The 14561-nt window shown below is 72.3% G+C and carries 12 protein-coding genes; 9 read left to right on the forward strand and 3 right to left on the reverse strand.

Features of this window, described 5'->3' with window-relative positions; translation table 11 throughout:
* Window positions 1-554, reverse strand: a 554-nt coding sequence (locus tag FPZ41_RS38050) for a TerD family protein (RefSeq protein ID WP_228023245.1), incomplete at its 3' end; no start/stop codon positions are given.
* A 299-nt stretch (window positions 555-853) separates the two neighbouring features.
* Here FPZ41_RS38050 and FPZ41_RS38055 point away from each other — a divergent pair.
* The 4 genes from FPZ41_RS38055 (at window position 854) to FPZ41_RS38070 (ending at window position 5576) form a co-directional block, all read left to right on the forward strand.
* On the forward strand, window positions 854-1294 hold the full coding sequence (locus FPZ41_RS38055) for a DUF6643 family protein (RefSeq protein ID WP_131570028.1): 441 nt from the start codon (window positions 854-856) through the stop codon (window positions 1292-1294).
* 45 nt (window positions 1295-1339) lie between these two features.
* Window positions 1340-2164: an MOSC domain-containing protein gene (locus tag FPZ41_RS38060; RefSeq protein WP_152868331.1), complete on the forward strand. Its 825-nt coding sequence runs from the start codon at window positions 1340-1342 to the stop codon at window positions 2162-2164.
* Window positions 2165-2363: 199 nt separating this feature from the next.
* Window positions 2364-2969, forward strand: coding sequence for an Rv1733c family protein (locus FPZ41_RS38065; RefSeq protein WP_322621250.1), 606 nt, complete (start codon window positions 2364-2366; stop codon window positions 2967-2969).
* 159 nt (window positions 2970-3128) lie between these two features.
* Complete coding sequence (locus tag FPZ41_RS38070; protein ID WP_194236363.1) at window positions 3129-5576, forward strand: right-handed parallel beta-helix repeat-containing protein; 2448 nt, start codon at window positions 3129-3131, stop codon at window positions 5574-5576.
* 76 nt (window positions 5577-5652) lie between these two features.
* On the opposite strand, the gene FPZ41_RS38075 is transcribed toward FPZ41_RS38070, so the two are convergent.
* Window positions 5653-7917, reverse strand: a complete 2265-nt coding sequence (locus FPZ41_RS38075) for a hypothetical protein (RefSeq protein WP_152868341.1) — start codon at window positions 7915-7917, stop codon at window positions 5653-5655.
* A 405-nt stretch (window positions 7918-8322) separates the two neighbouring features.
* Here FPZ41_RS38075 and FPZ41_RS38080 point away from each other — a divergent pair, with 405 nt between their 5' ends.
* Both FPZ41_RS38080 and FPZ41_RS38085 read left to right on the forward strand, forming a co-directional pair.
* Complete coding sequence (locus FPZ41_RS38080; RefSeq protein ID WP_322621251.1) at window positions 8323-9156, forward strand: DeoR/GlpR family DNA-binding transcription regulator; 834 nt, start codon at window positions 8323-8325, stop codon at window positions 9154-9156.
* An 81-nt stretch (window positions 9157-9237) separates the two neighbouring features.
* Entirely contained in the window at window positions 9238-9711 is a 474-nt protein-coding gene (locus FPZ41_RS38085; RefSeq protein WP_152868335.1) for an SRPBCC family protein, read from the forward strand.
* A gap of 21 nt (window positions 9712-9732) precedes the next feature.
* Here FPZ41_RS38085 and FPZ41_RS38090 read toward each other — a convergent pair whose 3' ends face one another.
* Complete coding sequence (locus FPZ41_RS38090) at window positions 9733-12594, reverse strand: AfsR/SARP family transcriptional regulator (protein ID WP_322621252.1); 2862 nt, start codon at window positions 12592-12594, stop codon at window positions 9733-9735.
* Window positions 12595-12901: 307 nt separating this feature from the next.
* On the opposite strand from FPZ41_RS38090, the gene FPZ41_RS50445 reads away from it, so the two are divergent.
* The 3 genes from FPZ41_RS50445 (at window position 12902) to FPZ41_RS50025 (ending at window position 14141) form a co-directional block, all read left to right on the forward strand.
* A complete protein-coding gene (locus FPZ41_RS50445; protein WP_407698871.1) occupies window positions 12902-13243 on the forward strand; it encodes an ATP-binding cassette domain-containing protein in 342 nt (113 codons plus the stop codon).
* 64 nt (window positions 13244-13307) lie between these two features.
* Window positions 13308-13673 (forward strand): ATP-binding cassette domain-containing protein, encoded by a 366-nt coding sequence (locus FPZ41_RS50450; protein WP_407698872.1) that lies wholly within the window; start codon window positions 13308-13310, stop codon window positions 13671-13673.
* Window positions 13674-13850: 177 nt separating this feature from the next.
* Window positions 13851-14141: a S26 family signal peptidase gene (locus FPZ41_RS50025; RefSeq protein ID WP_322621253.1), complete on the forward strand. Its 291-nt coding sequence runs from the start codon at window positions 13851-13853 to the stop codon at window positions 14139-14141.
* Window positions 14142-14561: the final 420 nt, after the last annotated feature.

Genomic DNA, 14561 nt, shown 5'->3' on the forward strand with positions numbered 1-14561 from the left:
GGCGGGGCGAGGGGTGCCGGCGGTGCCGCGTGCTGTGGTTCGTCCACGGTGATGCCGAAGTCCGTCGCCAGTCCTTCGAGCCCGGTGCTGTAACCCTGCCCGACGGCCCGGAACTTCCAGGCGCCCTGGCGGCGGTAGAGCTCGCCCAGGACGAACGCGGTCTCCACGCTCGCGTCGGTGCTGTCGTAGCGCGCGACCTCGGTGCCGCTGCGGTCGTCGACCACTCGGATGTACAGGCCCGGCACCTGCCCGAAGGAGCCGCCGTCGGCGGAGGCCGCGAGGACCACGGTCTCGACCGCGGGCTCCACGCGCGCGAGTTGGACGAGCAGCGTGTCGGTCACCTGGCCGCCCACGGTGCGCTTGCCCTCGTGACGGACCGCGCCGGAGGAGTGCGCGGGCTGGTTGTAGAACACGAAGTCCGCGTCGGAGCGCACCTTTCCGGAGACCAGCAGGAGCGCCGAGGCGTCCGCGTCGGGCACGCCGGGGCCGGCACGCCAGCCCAGTTCGATGCGCAGCGCGGTCGTCGGCACCGCGACATTCGATCCCTTGGGCATTGACATGTTCGCCCCCATGCTTGCCTGCTCACCGCCGGGCCACGCCCAGGGCAGTCCGATCCGTCCGTGCCAAACCTATTCCCTCGGGGTCGTCAACCCCCAGAAGCCGTACGGGACGAGGCGGAGCCCAACCCGTCGGTAACCCGCCCGGAACTCGGCCTTTACAAGAATGTCGTGAGAGGCGCTGCCCTTTTTCTCCGAGTTCGCTCGCATTGGGGATCCGGAGTCACTGCCCACACGGAAAACAACCCTCTTATCGGTCTCCCCAACCAGCACATCGTGGGCTTAACTTATGTGCCATGACCTCCCCCCGCTCCTATGGCGGCGGCTACTACTCCGCCTCGTCCTTCGGCGACACGCCCATCTACGACTCTCTCGTGGCCGAGCGGGGCACCCCGCAGATCGCCCCGATCCGGGTCCCCGCGGCGTACGACACACCGGGCAGCAACCTGCCCGCACTGCCGTCGGCGCTCCCCGCACTGCCGGCCGGCCCCTCGCAGTCGGCTCCCTCGTACGGCTATCCGCCGGCCCAGCAGCCCTCGCCGCTGCAGCAGGCCCCGGCGGCGTACGTCCCTCAGCAGACCGCGGCCCCGCGCGGATACCCGGGCACCCAGCCACAGCAGCCGCGTCCGGCGGCGGGCGGCACGGGCTACGAGGCGATGCGCCCCGCGGCCCCGCGCCCGGCGCAGGGTGCCCCGTACCAGGACCCGTACAACGGTCAGCAGTACCGCGGGTACTGAGGCGCTCCGCGCGGGGCTGTCCGTGCCTGGTGGCAGGATGGCCCCATGGGGAATCCGTCGCTGCACTCGATCCATGTCCACCCGCTGAAGGCGGCCCGGGGCGTCGCGCTCCACGAGGCCGTGGTGGAGCCCTGGGGGCTGGCGGGGGACCGGCGTTGGGTGCTGGTCGACGAGGCGGGCAAGGTCATCACGCAGCGCCCGCATCCGCGCATGGCGCTGGCCGCCGCCGAGCCGTTGCCCGGCGGTGGCCTCGTGCTGTCCGCGCCCGGCCGTGAGCCGCTGACCGTCACGGTGCCCGACCCGGCCGGCACGACGACCGTCGAGATCTGGCGGGACAAGGTGGAGGGGGTCCTCGCGGGCTCCGCGGCGCACTCCTGGTTCAGCGACTACCTGGGGCTCGACGTGCGTCTCGTGCACCTCGACGACCCGGCCACCCGTCGCCCGATCGATCCGGAGTACGCGCGTCCCGGTGAGACCGTGAGCTTCGCCGACGGGTACCCCCTGCTGCTCACCACGCTGGCCTCACTCGACGCCCTCAACTCCCTGATCGCACAGGGCGACCACCCCGACGAGGGCCCGCTGCCGATGAACCGGTTCCGGCCGAACGTGGTCGTGGCGGGTACCGGCGCCTGGGCCGAGGACGACTGTCGGCGGATCGCGATCGGCGAGGTCACCTTCCGGGTGGCCAAGATGTGCGGGCGATGCGTGGTGACCACCACCGACCAGGGCACCGCCGAGCGGGGCCGGGAGCCGCTGCGCACCCTCGGGCGCCACCGCCGTTTCGGCGACAAGCTGGTCTTCGGCCAGAACCTCGTTCCGGAATCCGTCGGTACGGTCCGGATCGGCGACCCGGTGCGCGTCCTCGCATGACCGGGCCGGGCCCGGCGGCGGGATCTCGTTCCTCGAATCACTTGACGTGGGGAACACACGCCAGGCCCACACTCGTTGAGACTTTGTGAGAAGTTCATGAGAGGCCTCCGGGAAGGGTGACTTCGCTCTCTCTTCGCCGGACTACCGCGTGGACGGCTCCCACTGGGGATATCACGGACGCAGAAGGGGGTGCGGGACGGTGCGAGCAATCGGCGGGCTCTGGAGCTGGCGGCACAATCCGCTGCGCCGCACGACGGATCTGGTCGAGGCCTGGCTGGCCCTCGCCGCTCTCGTGCTGATCCTCGTGGCCGCGCCGGTGATCGGCGCCGTCGTCGGGTCCGCCGCCCAGGATGCCCTGCAGCGGTCCGTGAGGGAGCAGCGCAAGGCCCGGTTCGAGGTGCCGGCCACCGTCGTCAAGAAGGCCGACAGTTCTCCGCTGGATCCGGACCCGGAGACCGCGACTGCCCGTGACCGAAGCAGCCGTGTGGTCGCCGACTGGACCGCCCCGGACGGCACCCAGCGGCACGGCACGGTGCCGGCGAGCCTCAGGGACCCGCGCCCCGGCGACCGCTTCAAGGTGTGGACCGACGGTCAGGGCCGAATAGTGGGCCGCCCGCTGGACTCCGCCACGGCGGCGACGCATGCGGCGCTGGCCGGTTTCGGCTCCGCGGTGCTGGCCGCGGGGAGCGTGGAGGGTGCCAGGCGGCTGATCGTCTGGCGCATGGTCCGCCGCAGGTACGCCCGTTGGGATCAGGCATGGGACAAGGCGGGCCCGGACTGGGGCAGGACGGGCACGGGCAGCTGACGGCCTTGCTGCTCTGGTCAACCACCCGTCCTCGCGCACGCTACGGTGGACCGGCCGAACTGTTCGGCAGACGACCCGCGTGCGAGGGAGCCGTCGGGGCTGAAGCGCCCCGAAGGCGAACGAGCCATGAGTACCACGAGGTGGGGGCACAGCAGCGCCATGGCACAGGGCACGGTCCAGGTGACGCACACCGGAACATCGAGGTGGCGGCGCCGTACAGGTGAGTACGCATCGCTCGCCGCGGCTCTGGAGGCCGCGAGCGACGGCGACGTACTCACCATCGCTCCCGGTACGTACCGGGAGAATCTCGTGCTGCAGCGGTCCGTGACCCTGCGGGGCCCCGAGGGCTCCCCGGGCTCCGTGCGCATCGCCCCGGTGGACGGGGTGCCGCTGACCGTGCGGGCCTCCGCGGTGGTGCAGGACCTGCACGTGGAGGGCCAGGACTCGGCCGCGCCCGCCCTGCTCGTCGAGAGCGGTGTGCCGGAGCTGCTGGACGTGCGGATCGTGACACGGTCCGCGGCCGGCATCGAGGTGCGCGGCGAGGCGCGTCCGACCGTGCGCCGGTGCACGGTCGACAATCCGGCCGGGATCGGCATCGCCGTGGTGGACGGCGGCAGCGGAGTGTTCGAGGAGTGCGAGGTCGTGGCGGCCGGGCAGGCGGCCGTCGCCGTCCGCTCGGGCGCCCACCCGCGCTTCGAGCGCTGCCGGGTCCACCACGCCTCGGGGGTGGGCCTGTCCGCGACCGGCGAGAACTCCTCGCTGGAGGCGGTCGGTTGCGAGGTGTACGAGGTCCGGGGCTCCGGTGTGCAGATCACCGGGCGGGCCGCGGCACACCTCACGGACTGCGATGTGCACCGGACGAGCTCGGACGGGGTCACCCTGGACACGGACGCCGTGCTCACGCTCGCCGACTGCCGTATCCACGACATCCCGGAGAACGCGATCGACCTGCGCTCCCGCTCGGTCCTCACTCTGACACGCACGACCGTGCGACGGTTCGGGCGCAACGGCCTGTCGGTATGGGACCCGGGCACGCGTGTGGACGCGAACCAGTGCGAGATCTTCGACAGCACCGGTGACTATCCGGCGGTCTGGGTCAGTGACGGCGCGACGGCCGTGCTGGAGTCGTGCCGTGTGCACGACGTACCCGACGCCCTGTTCGTCCTGGACCGCGGCTCGCGCGCGGACGTCATCGACAGCGACCTCTCACAGGTCCGCAACACGGCCGTGTCCGTCAGCGACGGGGCGACCGCGCAGCTTGACGACTGCCGCATCCGGGAGGCCGCGACGGGCGCCTGGTTCCGTGACCACGGCAGCGGCGGCACGCTGTCCGGCTGCACCGTGGACGGCACACAGACCGGCGTCATCGTCACCAAGGGCGCCGACCCCACCATCGAGCGCTGCACGGTCACCTCGCCCGCGGAGGCCGGCTTCTACGTCTCGGCCGAGGGCCGCGGCAGCTTCGTGGGCTGCCGGGTGACGGGCAGCGGCGGCTACGGCTTCCACGTGATCGACGGCTGCCGTACGACACTGCGGAAGTGCCGTACGGAGCGCTGTGCGCGCGGGGGCTACGAGTTCGCGGACGGCGGCCCCGGCGACACGGGCGGCGGGCCCGTGGTGGAGGACTGCACCAGCGACGAGAGCGCCGGGGTACGGACTCCGGCGGCCCCGGCGGCGCGGGAGACGGCGGTGCAGACCGCGAGCCAGTCCCCCGGCCTGCTGGGGGCGATCCCCGGCCAGCGCACCACCGAGCAGGAGCCGCTCGTCACGGCCGCCCCGGAGCCCGAGCGGCCCGCACGGTCGTCGCAGGACGTGCTGGGTGAACTCGACGCGCTGGTGGGCCTGGACAGCGTCAAGCAGGAGGTGCGCGCCCTCACCGACATGATCGAGGTGGGCCGGCGCCGTCAGCAGGCGGGCCTGAAGGCGGCCTCCGCCCGGCGCCACCTGGTCTTCACCGGCTCCCCGGGCACCGGCAAGACGACGGTCGCCCGCCTGTACGGCGAGATCCTGGCCTCCCTGGGCGTCCTGGAGAAGGGGCACCTCGTCGAGGTGTCCCGGGTGGACCTGGTCGGCGAGCACATCGGCTCCACGGCGATCCGCACTCAGGAGGCCTTCGACCGGGCGCGCGGCGGAGTGCTGTTCATCGACGAGGCGTACGCGCTGTCGCCGGAGGACTCGGGCCGCGACTTCGGCCGCGAGGCGATCGACACGCTGGTGAAGCTGATGGAGGACCACCGGGAGGCGGTGGTGGTGATCGTCGCGGGTTACACCGCCGAGATGGAACGGTTCCTTTCCATCAACCCCGGTGTGGCCTCCCGCTTCTCACGGACCATCAGATTCGGTGACTACGGTCCCGAGGAGCTGCTGCGGATCGTGGAGCAGCAGGCCGAGGAGCACGAGTACCGGCTGGGCCCGGGCGCCTCGGAGGCCCTGCTGAAGTACTTCACGACGATCCCCAAGGGGCCGACGTTCGGCAACGGCCGCACCGCGCGCCAGACCTTCGAGGGGATGGTCGAGCGCCACGCGGGCCGCGTCGCGCAGGTCGCCGAACCGAGCACGGACGACCTCACGCTGCTCTACCCGGAGGACCTGCCGGAACTGCCGTGACGGCGCGGCACGGCGAGCCCGCCCGGGTGTGACCGGGCGGGACCTGCCGTCCGCTCGCCGCGGCGCTCGGCGGGCCTCACACCCCGCCGCTACTCCCCGCCCGCGGGACCGGTACCTCCGGCCCGATCCGGTCCAGCAGCCGCTTGCGTTCGACCGCGAAGGCCGGGTCGGCCTGGTAGTCGGAGTGGCCGAGGATCGGGGCGGGCAGCGGATGAGCCCGGGTCCGGCCGTACGCGAGGGGGTCCTGGAAGGGCTCGGCGTCGACCCCGGGTCCACGGTCGCCGGGCAGGCGCACCGGGCCGCCGATGGGGTCGGTGACGCGGTACAGGTTGCGCCAGCAGTCCACCTCGCGGTGCAGGGAGCCGAGGGCGCGCGGCCCGAAGTGGGCCGGGAACCAGCGTCCGTACAGCCGCTCCAGCGGTGAGCCGTAGGTGAGCAGCGCGATCCGTTTGCGGACCGACGGCGTCAGCTGCCAGGCGGCGGCCGCCGCGAGGACGCTGCCCTGGGAGTGCCCGGAGATCACCAGCCGCCCGCCCGTGGCCCGTGTCCACGTCGCCATCCGCCAGGTCAGGTCGGGCACGGCACGCTCGGCGTAGCAGGGCGGTGCGAAGGGGTGGGCGGCGCGCGGCCAGAACGTGCCGACGTCCCACAGGATGCCGATGGTGCGCCGCACTGAGGCGTCCTTGTAGGCGCGGCGGCCGGAGGCGACGAACAGTATGAATCCGAATCCGATCAGCCAGGACCCGAGGGCCTGCGCGGTGTCGGCGGCGCCCTCCACGAAGGGGTAGGTGCCGAGGGCGGCCTCGCCCGGCGTCTTCTCGGTGATCGTCGCACCCACCAGGGCGCCGAGGCCCAGGAGCAGCGTCACGGTCGAGATGATGCCGACCACGAGAGGTGCCCGGTCGGTGAGGGTGGCCATGGCGCGCGTACCGGCGATACGGCGGGTGAGGGCCGTGTCCTGCCGCTCCGGCTCCTCGCCGGACCGTCCGGCCGAGTCCTCCCCCGCCCTCAGCCCGTACTCCCCCTCCACGACACCCAGTTCGCCGCGTCGCAGGACCCAGGTGCGCCACGCCAGCCAGCCGACGAGCACCACGACGACCAGCAGCAGCGCGGGGATCACGGACGCCTGCCAGGTCAGCAGCACCGGCGGGCCCAGGAATGCGTCGCCGCCGCCGTCCAGCCAGTCGGCGACGCGCTGGGCCACCCCGCCGGACATCACTCCGCCGAGGGCGCACGCGAGCATGGCGACGGCGGGCCCGGCCAGGCCGCGCATCGCGGTACGGGAGTCGGGCTGGGAGCGGTACAGGACGTGGGCCACCACGGCGAGCACGATCACGAGCAGGCCCTGCACGAAGGCGATCCCGCCGAACGTCATGTCGCCCGGCAGCCGCCCCTGCGACTGCCACTCGGGGCGCGACCAGCCCGCGTACAGCATGGCGAGGGCCAGCACGACGATGGAGGCCAGGGGCAGCCGACGCACCAGGTTGCGGTCCAGCTCCTTGTCCAGGCGGTTCTCACTGCGGCCCCGTCGGCACACCACCCACACCACGAGGACCGCGCCCCCCACGAGCAGCGCGTTCACCAGCCAGCCCAGGCTCTCCAGCAGGACAGAGCTGCCGGGCCCGCGGTCGTGGCGGGCCGCGGGGGAGCCGACGGCCGCCGCGACCGTCAGGAACCCGGCCGCCGTGTGCGCGGCACGCAGCCGGGCCACCAGACGGCGGCCGTACCAGAAGCCGGGGCGGCCGAGTGCGGTGCGGCCGGTGGTGGCGTCGTCGTCGTGTTCGTCCCGGCGGTTCATCGGCTTCTGGGACTCGTACGCGCTCCAGGTGCGGTGGGACAGGTACCACAGCAGCCCCGTGAGCGCGGCGGGCACCAAGGAGGCCAGTGCGAGGCGGCGGCCGGGCCGGCTCCACCAGCCGCCGCCGGACGCCTCGGGCGACAGGAAGCCCAGCCACGCGTGGTGCTCGGCGCACGCCGGGGTGCCCGCGCACTGCCAGGCGGTCAGGTCGAGGGCGACCTCGCAGGCGGCGGCGACGAGCAGCACGGTCAGGGTCAGCCCGGCCAGCCGGACGAGCAGTCCGTACAGGCGGACGGCACGCCCCCGGGCCCGAGCCGTGGGGCGCATCCAGTGGGCCAGGTTGACCACCATGAACGGCAGCAGCAACAGCCACAGGGCGCGGGAGCCGTTTCCGGAGGTCAGGTTGGACCAGACGTACGCCTCGGGCACCGGTTCGCCGCGGTGGTCCTCGGGGTGGTCCTCCGCGTCGGCGTCGTCGACGCGCCGGAAGACGGCCGCGGTCCCGTCGCCGGTGATCCGCACGGTCCGCGGATCGTTCAGCATCTCCTCGGGCGTGGTGCCGCCCACGCCGTGCACCAGCAGTTCGAGGGCCGCTCCGGCGGGTTCGGCCGGCCGGTCCGGTCCGTGGTGCTCCCCTGTCGGGGCATGTTTGGTCGCACTCGCCACTGTTCTGCCCTTCCCCCGTGATACGCCTATGGCAGGTGTGATGTGCAGGCCCATGATCTCCGCTCCGGACACGGCGTACACCCATGGACACGGAATCTCCCCCGAACCGGGCACGATCAGGGCCCGGAGTCGAACAGCGTGACGTGTTCACATCGGTACGGGCAGTGGCGCCCACGGTGCCGGAGCGTGCGAGTATGGGACGTCCTCAGGAAGAGCGACGGGGAGAATGTGCTCGTCGGAGGGGGTATGGAGGCGTGATGGGGCGAAAGGACCGGAGCGGGCGTGAGTGAGAACCAGAACCTCCTCGCGGAGCAGCGTCGCGCCCTGATCCTCGACGAGGTGCGGCGGCGCGGCGGGGTCCGGGTCAACGAGCTGACGCGCAAGCTCGGCGTGTCCGACATGACGGTCCGCCGGGACCTCGACGCGCTGGCCCGCCAGGGCGCGGTGGAGAAGGTGCACGGCGGCGCGGTGCCGGTGGCCGAGGCGAGCACGCACGAGCCGGGCTTCGAGGCCAAGTCGGGGCTGGAGCTGACCGCCAAGGAGGACATCGCCCGGGCCGCGGCCGAGCTGGTCGCGCCGGGTACGGCGATCGCGCTGTCCGGTGGTACGACGACGTACGCGCTGGCCCAGCGGCTGCTCGACGTGCCGGATCTGACCGTGGTCACCAACTCGGTGCGCGTGGCCGATGTCTTCCATACCTCGCAGCGCAGTTCGGGACAGCGGCAGGGCGCGGCCACCGTCGTACTGACCGGTGGGGTGCGGACCCCGTCCGACTCGCTCGTGGGGCCGGTGGCCGACCAGGCGATCGCCGCGCTCCACTTCGACGTGCTGTTCCTGGGGGTGCACGGGATATCGGTCGAGGCGGGCCTGTCCACACCGAACCTGGCGGAGGCCGAGACGAACCGGCGGCTCGTGCAGTCCGCACGACGCGTCGTCGTGGTGGCCGACCACACCAAGTGGGGCACGGTGGGCCTGAGTTCGTTCGCGTCCCTGGAGCAGGTCGACACGCTGGTCACCGACGCCGGGTTGCCGGCGGGGGCGCGTGCGGAGATCTCGGAGCATCTCAGGGAGCTGGTGGTCGCGGGCGAGTCCGGGGAAGACGGTACAGACACCTGACGGCTCGCCAGCTAGGGTGACGCTGCCCGGTCCACCGCCCATTGCCGTCCGGGGCATTCGTCCCGCGAGGGGGTCACGTCCATGGTTCGCCGTCTGCGTCCGGTGGGGCTCGACTTCGTGGGAACCGCCCCCGTGCGGTTGGTGTTCACGCGCGAGATGTCCGCGCCCCCGGAGGCCGTGTTCCGGGCCATGGCCGAGGACGTTCCGGGCTGGAGCGAGTGGTTCACGGGCGTGACGTACGCCCGCCCGGTCGGGGACGGCACCCGGCGCGAGGTCCGGCTCAAGGGCGGCACCCGTTTCCTGGAGACGATCGTCGCGGCCGAGCCCTCCACGGTGTACGCGTACCGGGTGGACGAGACCAACGCGCCCGGGGTGGGCGCGTTGCTGGAGGAGTGGCGACTTGCCCCTGCCGGGACGGGGACCCGTGTGCGGTGGAGCTGGGCCGCTGATGGTTCCGCGGTCCTTCGGTTCGCTCTGAGGCTTGCCCGGCCGGGGTTGCAGCGTGCGTTCCGTGACTCGGTGGTGGCGTTGGACCGCCGGTTGTCGGTGGGTTAGCCGCGGTCGTGGAGAGTTGGGTCAGCCGCGGTCCTGGAGAGTGTTGAGTTGCTCCTGGACGTTCTCGGCTTCGGGAATGCGTTGTTGCGCCCGATAGAGGGTGAGGGCCTGCTGCCAGGCGTCGCGGGCGTGACCGTACCGGCCGAGAGCGTGGTGGGTCTCGCCGATGTAGGACAGGGTGTTCGCCTCCTCGTAGGTGTCGTTGAGCAGACGGCGCAGAGCCAGTGCCTGGCCGTAGTGCTCCAGGGCCAGTTCCAGGTCTCCGCAGCGGCGGGCGGTGTAGCCGAGGCTGTCGAGGGTGGCGGCTTCGCCTTCGCGGTAACCGACCTTGCGGCACAGCGCCAGGGCGTCCTGGCAGCGGGCGCGGGCCTGCTCGTAGGCGCCGAGCCTGGCCTGGAACCAGCCCACCGTGTTGGAGGCGCTCGCCTCCCACACCGTGTCCTTCAGCTGCCGGTAGATCCGCAGTGACCGCTCGGCGTGGTGCAGGGCCTGCCGGTCGTCGCCCGTCTGCTGCCACGCCTGGGCGAGGGCTTGATGTGTGTGGCCCTGGTTGAGGAGGTCGCCGGCGTCCTCGAACAGGGCCAACGCGTGCCGGAGGTGGTCCCGCGCCGTGTCGTCCTTGCCGACCCGCAGGTCGGCCGCGCTGACCCGTCGGTGGGCCAGGGCACGGGCTCCCGGATCGCCGAGCCGTTCCGCGGCGAGGATGCCGGTTCGCCAGACGGCGAGGTGGTCGTGGATACGGCCGCGTCGCCACAGGAAGGTGTCCACCGACCAGGCCAGCTGCCAGGCCCTGCCGTACCAGCCCCGCGTCATGGCCGACGTCTGGGCGGCGAGCACGCAGGCGTACTCGGACTCGAACCACGCCATCGCCGACTCCGGTCCGTCCGGTGTGTACGGCACGCAGCCCTCCGCCGGGGGTTCCGCCTCGGTGGGCACGGCGTGCGGGTCGAGTATGACGTCACTGGCTCGGGCTGTGTGGACGTAGAAGTCCACCAGCCTCAGCAGCGCCTCGTCGCTGTCGCTCGCCGGGTGCTCCCGCGCCCGTTCGGCTGCGTAGAGCCGGGTCAGATCGTGCATGCGGTAGCGGCCCGGGGTGTGTTCCTGGACCAGGTGGGCGGCCCGCAGTCTGCGCAGGAGCGCGCGTGCCTGCGCGGTCGGGAGGGCGGTGAGGCCGGCGGTGGCGGACAGGCTGATGTCGGGGCCCGGTGCGAGGCCGAGCAGCCCGAACCCGCGGGCGCTGTCGGGGTCGAGGGCGCGGTAGGAGGAGGCGAAGACCGCGCGCAGGTCGGCGGTGATGTCGCCGGTGTCCAGGGCGTCGAGTCGGGTCTGGGTCTCGTGGAGTTCCTCGGCCAGGGCCGCCAGGGGCAGGTCGAGGTTCGTGGTGGCACGGGCGGCCAGGATGCTGATCGCCAGGGGCAGCCCCGCGCAGTGTTCCAGCAGGGTGGCGACTGCTTCGGGCTCGGCGCCCGCTCGTTCGGCGCCCAGGTGACGGGTGAGCAGGTGGTGGGCCTCGCTGTCGGTGAGCACGTCCAGGGTGAGGGAGCGGGCGCCGTGGGCGGTGGACAAGCCCGTGAGCAGGCTTCGGCTGGTGACCAGGACGGTACAGGTGGGACTCCCGGGCAGCAGGGGAACGACCTGGGTGGTGTCGCGGGCGTCGTCCAGCACGACCAGCATGCGCTTGCCCGCGGTCAGACTGCGGTAGAGCGCTGTCTGCGCGTCGGGGTCTGCGGGGATCTGCGAGGGGTCGGTACCGAGGGCACCGAGGAAGCCGCGCAGTGCCGTGTGTGGTGGAACGGGTTCGCCGGTGGGGTCGAAGCCGCGCAGGTTGGCGTAGAGCTCCCCGTCAGGGAACCGGTCCTGCTGTTGGTGGGCCCAGTGCAGGGCGAGCCAGGTCTTGCCGATGCCGCCGGATCCGTCGATCGCGGAGATCACCACCGCGCGGTCCTCCTCGCTGTGGGGGTCCAGCAGACGGTCGAGGAGCGCGAGCTCGCGGACCCGGCCGGTGAACCACCGTGGTGCGGCGGGCAGTTGGCGCGGCACGATACGGTCCCGGGACGACAGGCTGCCGGAGGCGGCTTCTCCACCGGCCACCGGGACCACGGTGGGTGCGTCACCGGCGGTGTCGATCGCCGGGTCGCCTGCGAGGACGCTCTGGTGCAGTCGACGCAGTTCGGGCCCCGGGTCGCTGCCCAGTTCCTCGGCGAGGGCGCGCCGGACCCGCTCGAAGCAGCGCAGGGAGTCGGCCGTGCGGCCGCTGCGGTAGAGCGCCAGCATGTACTGCGCGGCGAGGCGCTCGTCCAGCGGATGGCTCCCGTGGCAGTCGGCCAGCTCGGTCAGCAGCACGCCGTGGTGGCCGCGGCGCAACTGGACGTCGTTGCGGTCGAGTCGGCAGGCGTACAGCTCCCTCAGCAGCGACTCCCGCAGCGAGTTGAACCACGGTGTGTCCACCCCGGCGAACGGTTCGCCCCGCCACAGCCCCAGCGCCCGCTCGAACAAGGCTGCGGCTCGGCCGTCGTCGTCAGCGGCGGCGCGGGCCTGCCCGGCCAGGTCGCGGAAGACGTGCACGTCCACCAGGCCCGGATCGGTGAGCAGCGCGTACCCGCCTGAGCGCCGTTCGATGGAGGTCGTGCCGGCCAGGGAGGCGTCCGCCGCCGTGCCCAGTGCCTGCCGCAGCCGGGACAGATAGCTGTACAGCGTCGACTTGACGCGCTGCGGCGGGCGGGCTCCCCACACCCGGTCGACCAGGCCGTCCACCGGCACTGTGCGGCCCAGGTCCACCAGCAGTGCCGCGAGCACACAGCGCTGCCTGGCCGGACCCAGGTCCACGGCGATGCCGCCCCTGTGCGCCTGAATCTCTCCGAGCACGCCGAACCCGATCGTCACCGCGCCCCCAGTCCCCCTGTGCTCCCGGTCGCGCCCAAGTCTTGGCCCAACCCGTCCCACCAGCCAATTCAAGATCTGGCCAAGGTTTGTCCGTACGAGGGCACCCGCGATGGCCTTGCTGATCCGGACGACGGACAGCCCGAGCACGGCCAACACCAGGACGTCCTCACCACAGTGGACGTCCCCACCACAGTGCCACCACTGTGAAAGGACATGCCATGCGTCAGTGGCTGCAGAATCTGTCCGACTCCCTGGTCGACCGCCTGGTACCGAGGGCGAAGGCCGTTACGGTGCCGGGCATCCCTGGGTGCTGCGTGGCGTCGACCTGGTGATCCCCGCGGGACAGGCCGTCGGGCTGGTCGGCCTCAACGGGGCGGGCAAGTCGACACTGGTGAAACCGCTGTGCCGGTTCTACGACCCGGATCACGGACAGATCCTGTGGGACGGGGTGGATCTGCGGGAGCTGTGTCCGCGTGAACTGCGCCGCCGGATCGGAGCGACGTTCCAGGACTTCATGGAGTACGACCTCACGGCACGGGAGAACATCGCCCTCGGCGACCTCACAGCCCTTCAGGACGACGCCCGGGTGGAGCACGCGGCCCGCCTAGCCGACGTGCACGACAAGCTCGCCACCCTGCCGCACGGGTAGGACACACTGCTCAGCCGAATTCTTCTTCAGCGAGGCGGACAAGGAGGAGACGGACACAGGTCTGGTGCTCTCCGGCGGCCAGTGGCAGCGGATCGCCCTGGCCCGTTCCCTGATCCGCTCCGGCGCCGACCTGCTCATCCTCGACGAGCCCAGCTCAGGGTTGGACCCGGAGGCCGAGCACGCCGTCCACCAGCGCCTGCGCCGGCACCGGGCGAGCCGTGCCGGGCTGCTCGTCTCGCACCGCCTGAGCACGCTGCGCGACGCGGACGTCATCGCCGTTCTGCAGAACGGCCGGATCACCGAGACGGGTCCGCACCAGGAGCTCGTTCACTGTGGCGGCGCCTACGCCCGGCTCTTCCGTCTCCAGGCCAGCGGCTACCAGACCTCCGACCGGAACTCACCGGCGGCCGAGCAGGAGAGGGCATCATGACCGGACTCATCCGCCGCCTGGTGCGCGGACGTCTCCTCGCCGTCACCGTGACCGGCTCCAGCATGGAGCCCTCCCTCCGCGACGGCGACCGGCTCCTCGTCCTGCGCAGACGCCCCTGGGCGTCTGACGCGCGGCCAGGTCGTCCTGCTCAGACCGCCGCGGCACCGGCCTGTCGCCGTGCGGCCCCACAGGCACGGCGACGTACTGGTCCTGCGTCAGGGATGGCGCCCCCCGCAGGGCTCGCCGAGCCTCGTCATCAAACGGACAGCGGCCGCTCCGCATGACCCCGTCCCGGCGGACCTGGCCTCGGCCCTCGACTCCCGCCCCGGCGGCACCGTACCGCGGGACCACTTCGTGGTCCTCGGCGACAACCCGGCCCGGAGCATCGACTCCCGGCACTTCGGCTACGTGTCCGAGGACCGGGTGCTGGGGGTGGCGGTGCGCCCGCTGCTGCGCTCGGACGCGTAACGCCGCCCCGATGTACGCGATCGGGGGCCCGAGGTGACGCGTCCCCTAGGCCCTGTCGTCAAACTCCCGTCGTCCGCCCGAAGGGCGGGGCCCCGCGGCGTCAGATGCGTGCTCTCGGCGTGCCGGGCGGAAGTCCTCGATGGGGGTGCCCCCGGTCGAACGGAGTTGAGACTGGGGGAGGAGCTACTTGGGCTTTCGTCCGGTGCGGCGAGTGGGGGGTACCTCCCACGCCCTTGAGGCAGTGGGGGAGCGTGCATGGCGCCGCGAGGCAGACGGGAGTTTGACGACAGGGCCTAAGCTTGACTCTGTCGGGGATCTTGGTGCCGCTGAGGTCAGCTGCCCAGGGTTCGCCAGGACTTCGGCCGGGGTATCTCGCGCTGGTCGAGGTAGTGCTGGAAGGCGGTCGGTCGGCGGGGCGTG

The organism is Streptomyces acidicola, assembly GCF_009377235.1.
Classification (GTDB): domain Bacteria; phylum Actinomycetota; class Actinomycetes; order Streptomycetales; family Streptomycetaceae; genus Streptomyces; species Streptomyces acidicola.

What these genes read in the sequence shown, in the direction of transcription:
- FPZ41_RS38085 (WP_152868335.1), top strand. Translation starts at nt 9,238, where the DNA reads ATGGTTCGCCGTCTGCGTCCGGTGGGGCTCGACTTCGTGGGAACCGCC.
- FPZ41_RS38070 (WP_194236363.1), top strand. Translation starts at nt 3,129, where the DNA reads ATGGCACAGGGCACGGTCCAGGTGACGCACACCGGAACATCGAGGTGG.
- FPZ41_RS38055 (WP_131570028.1), top strand. Translation starts at nt 854, where the DNA reads ATGACCTCCCCCCGCTCCTATGGCGGCGGCTACTACTCCGCCTCGTCC.
- FPZ41_RS38075 (WP_152868341.1), bottom strand. Translation starts at nt 7,917, where the DNA reads ATGCTGAACGATCCGCGGACCGTGCGGATCACCGGCGACGGGACCGCG.
- FPZ41_RS38060 (WP_152868331.1), top strand. Translation starts at nt 1,340, where the DNA reads ATGGGGAATCCGTCGCTGCACTCGATCCATGTCCACCCGCTGAAGGCG.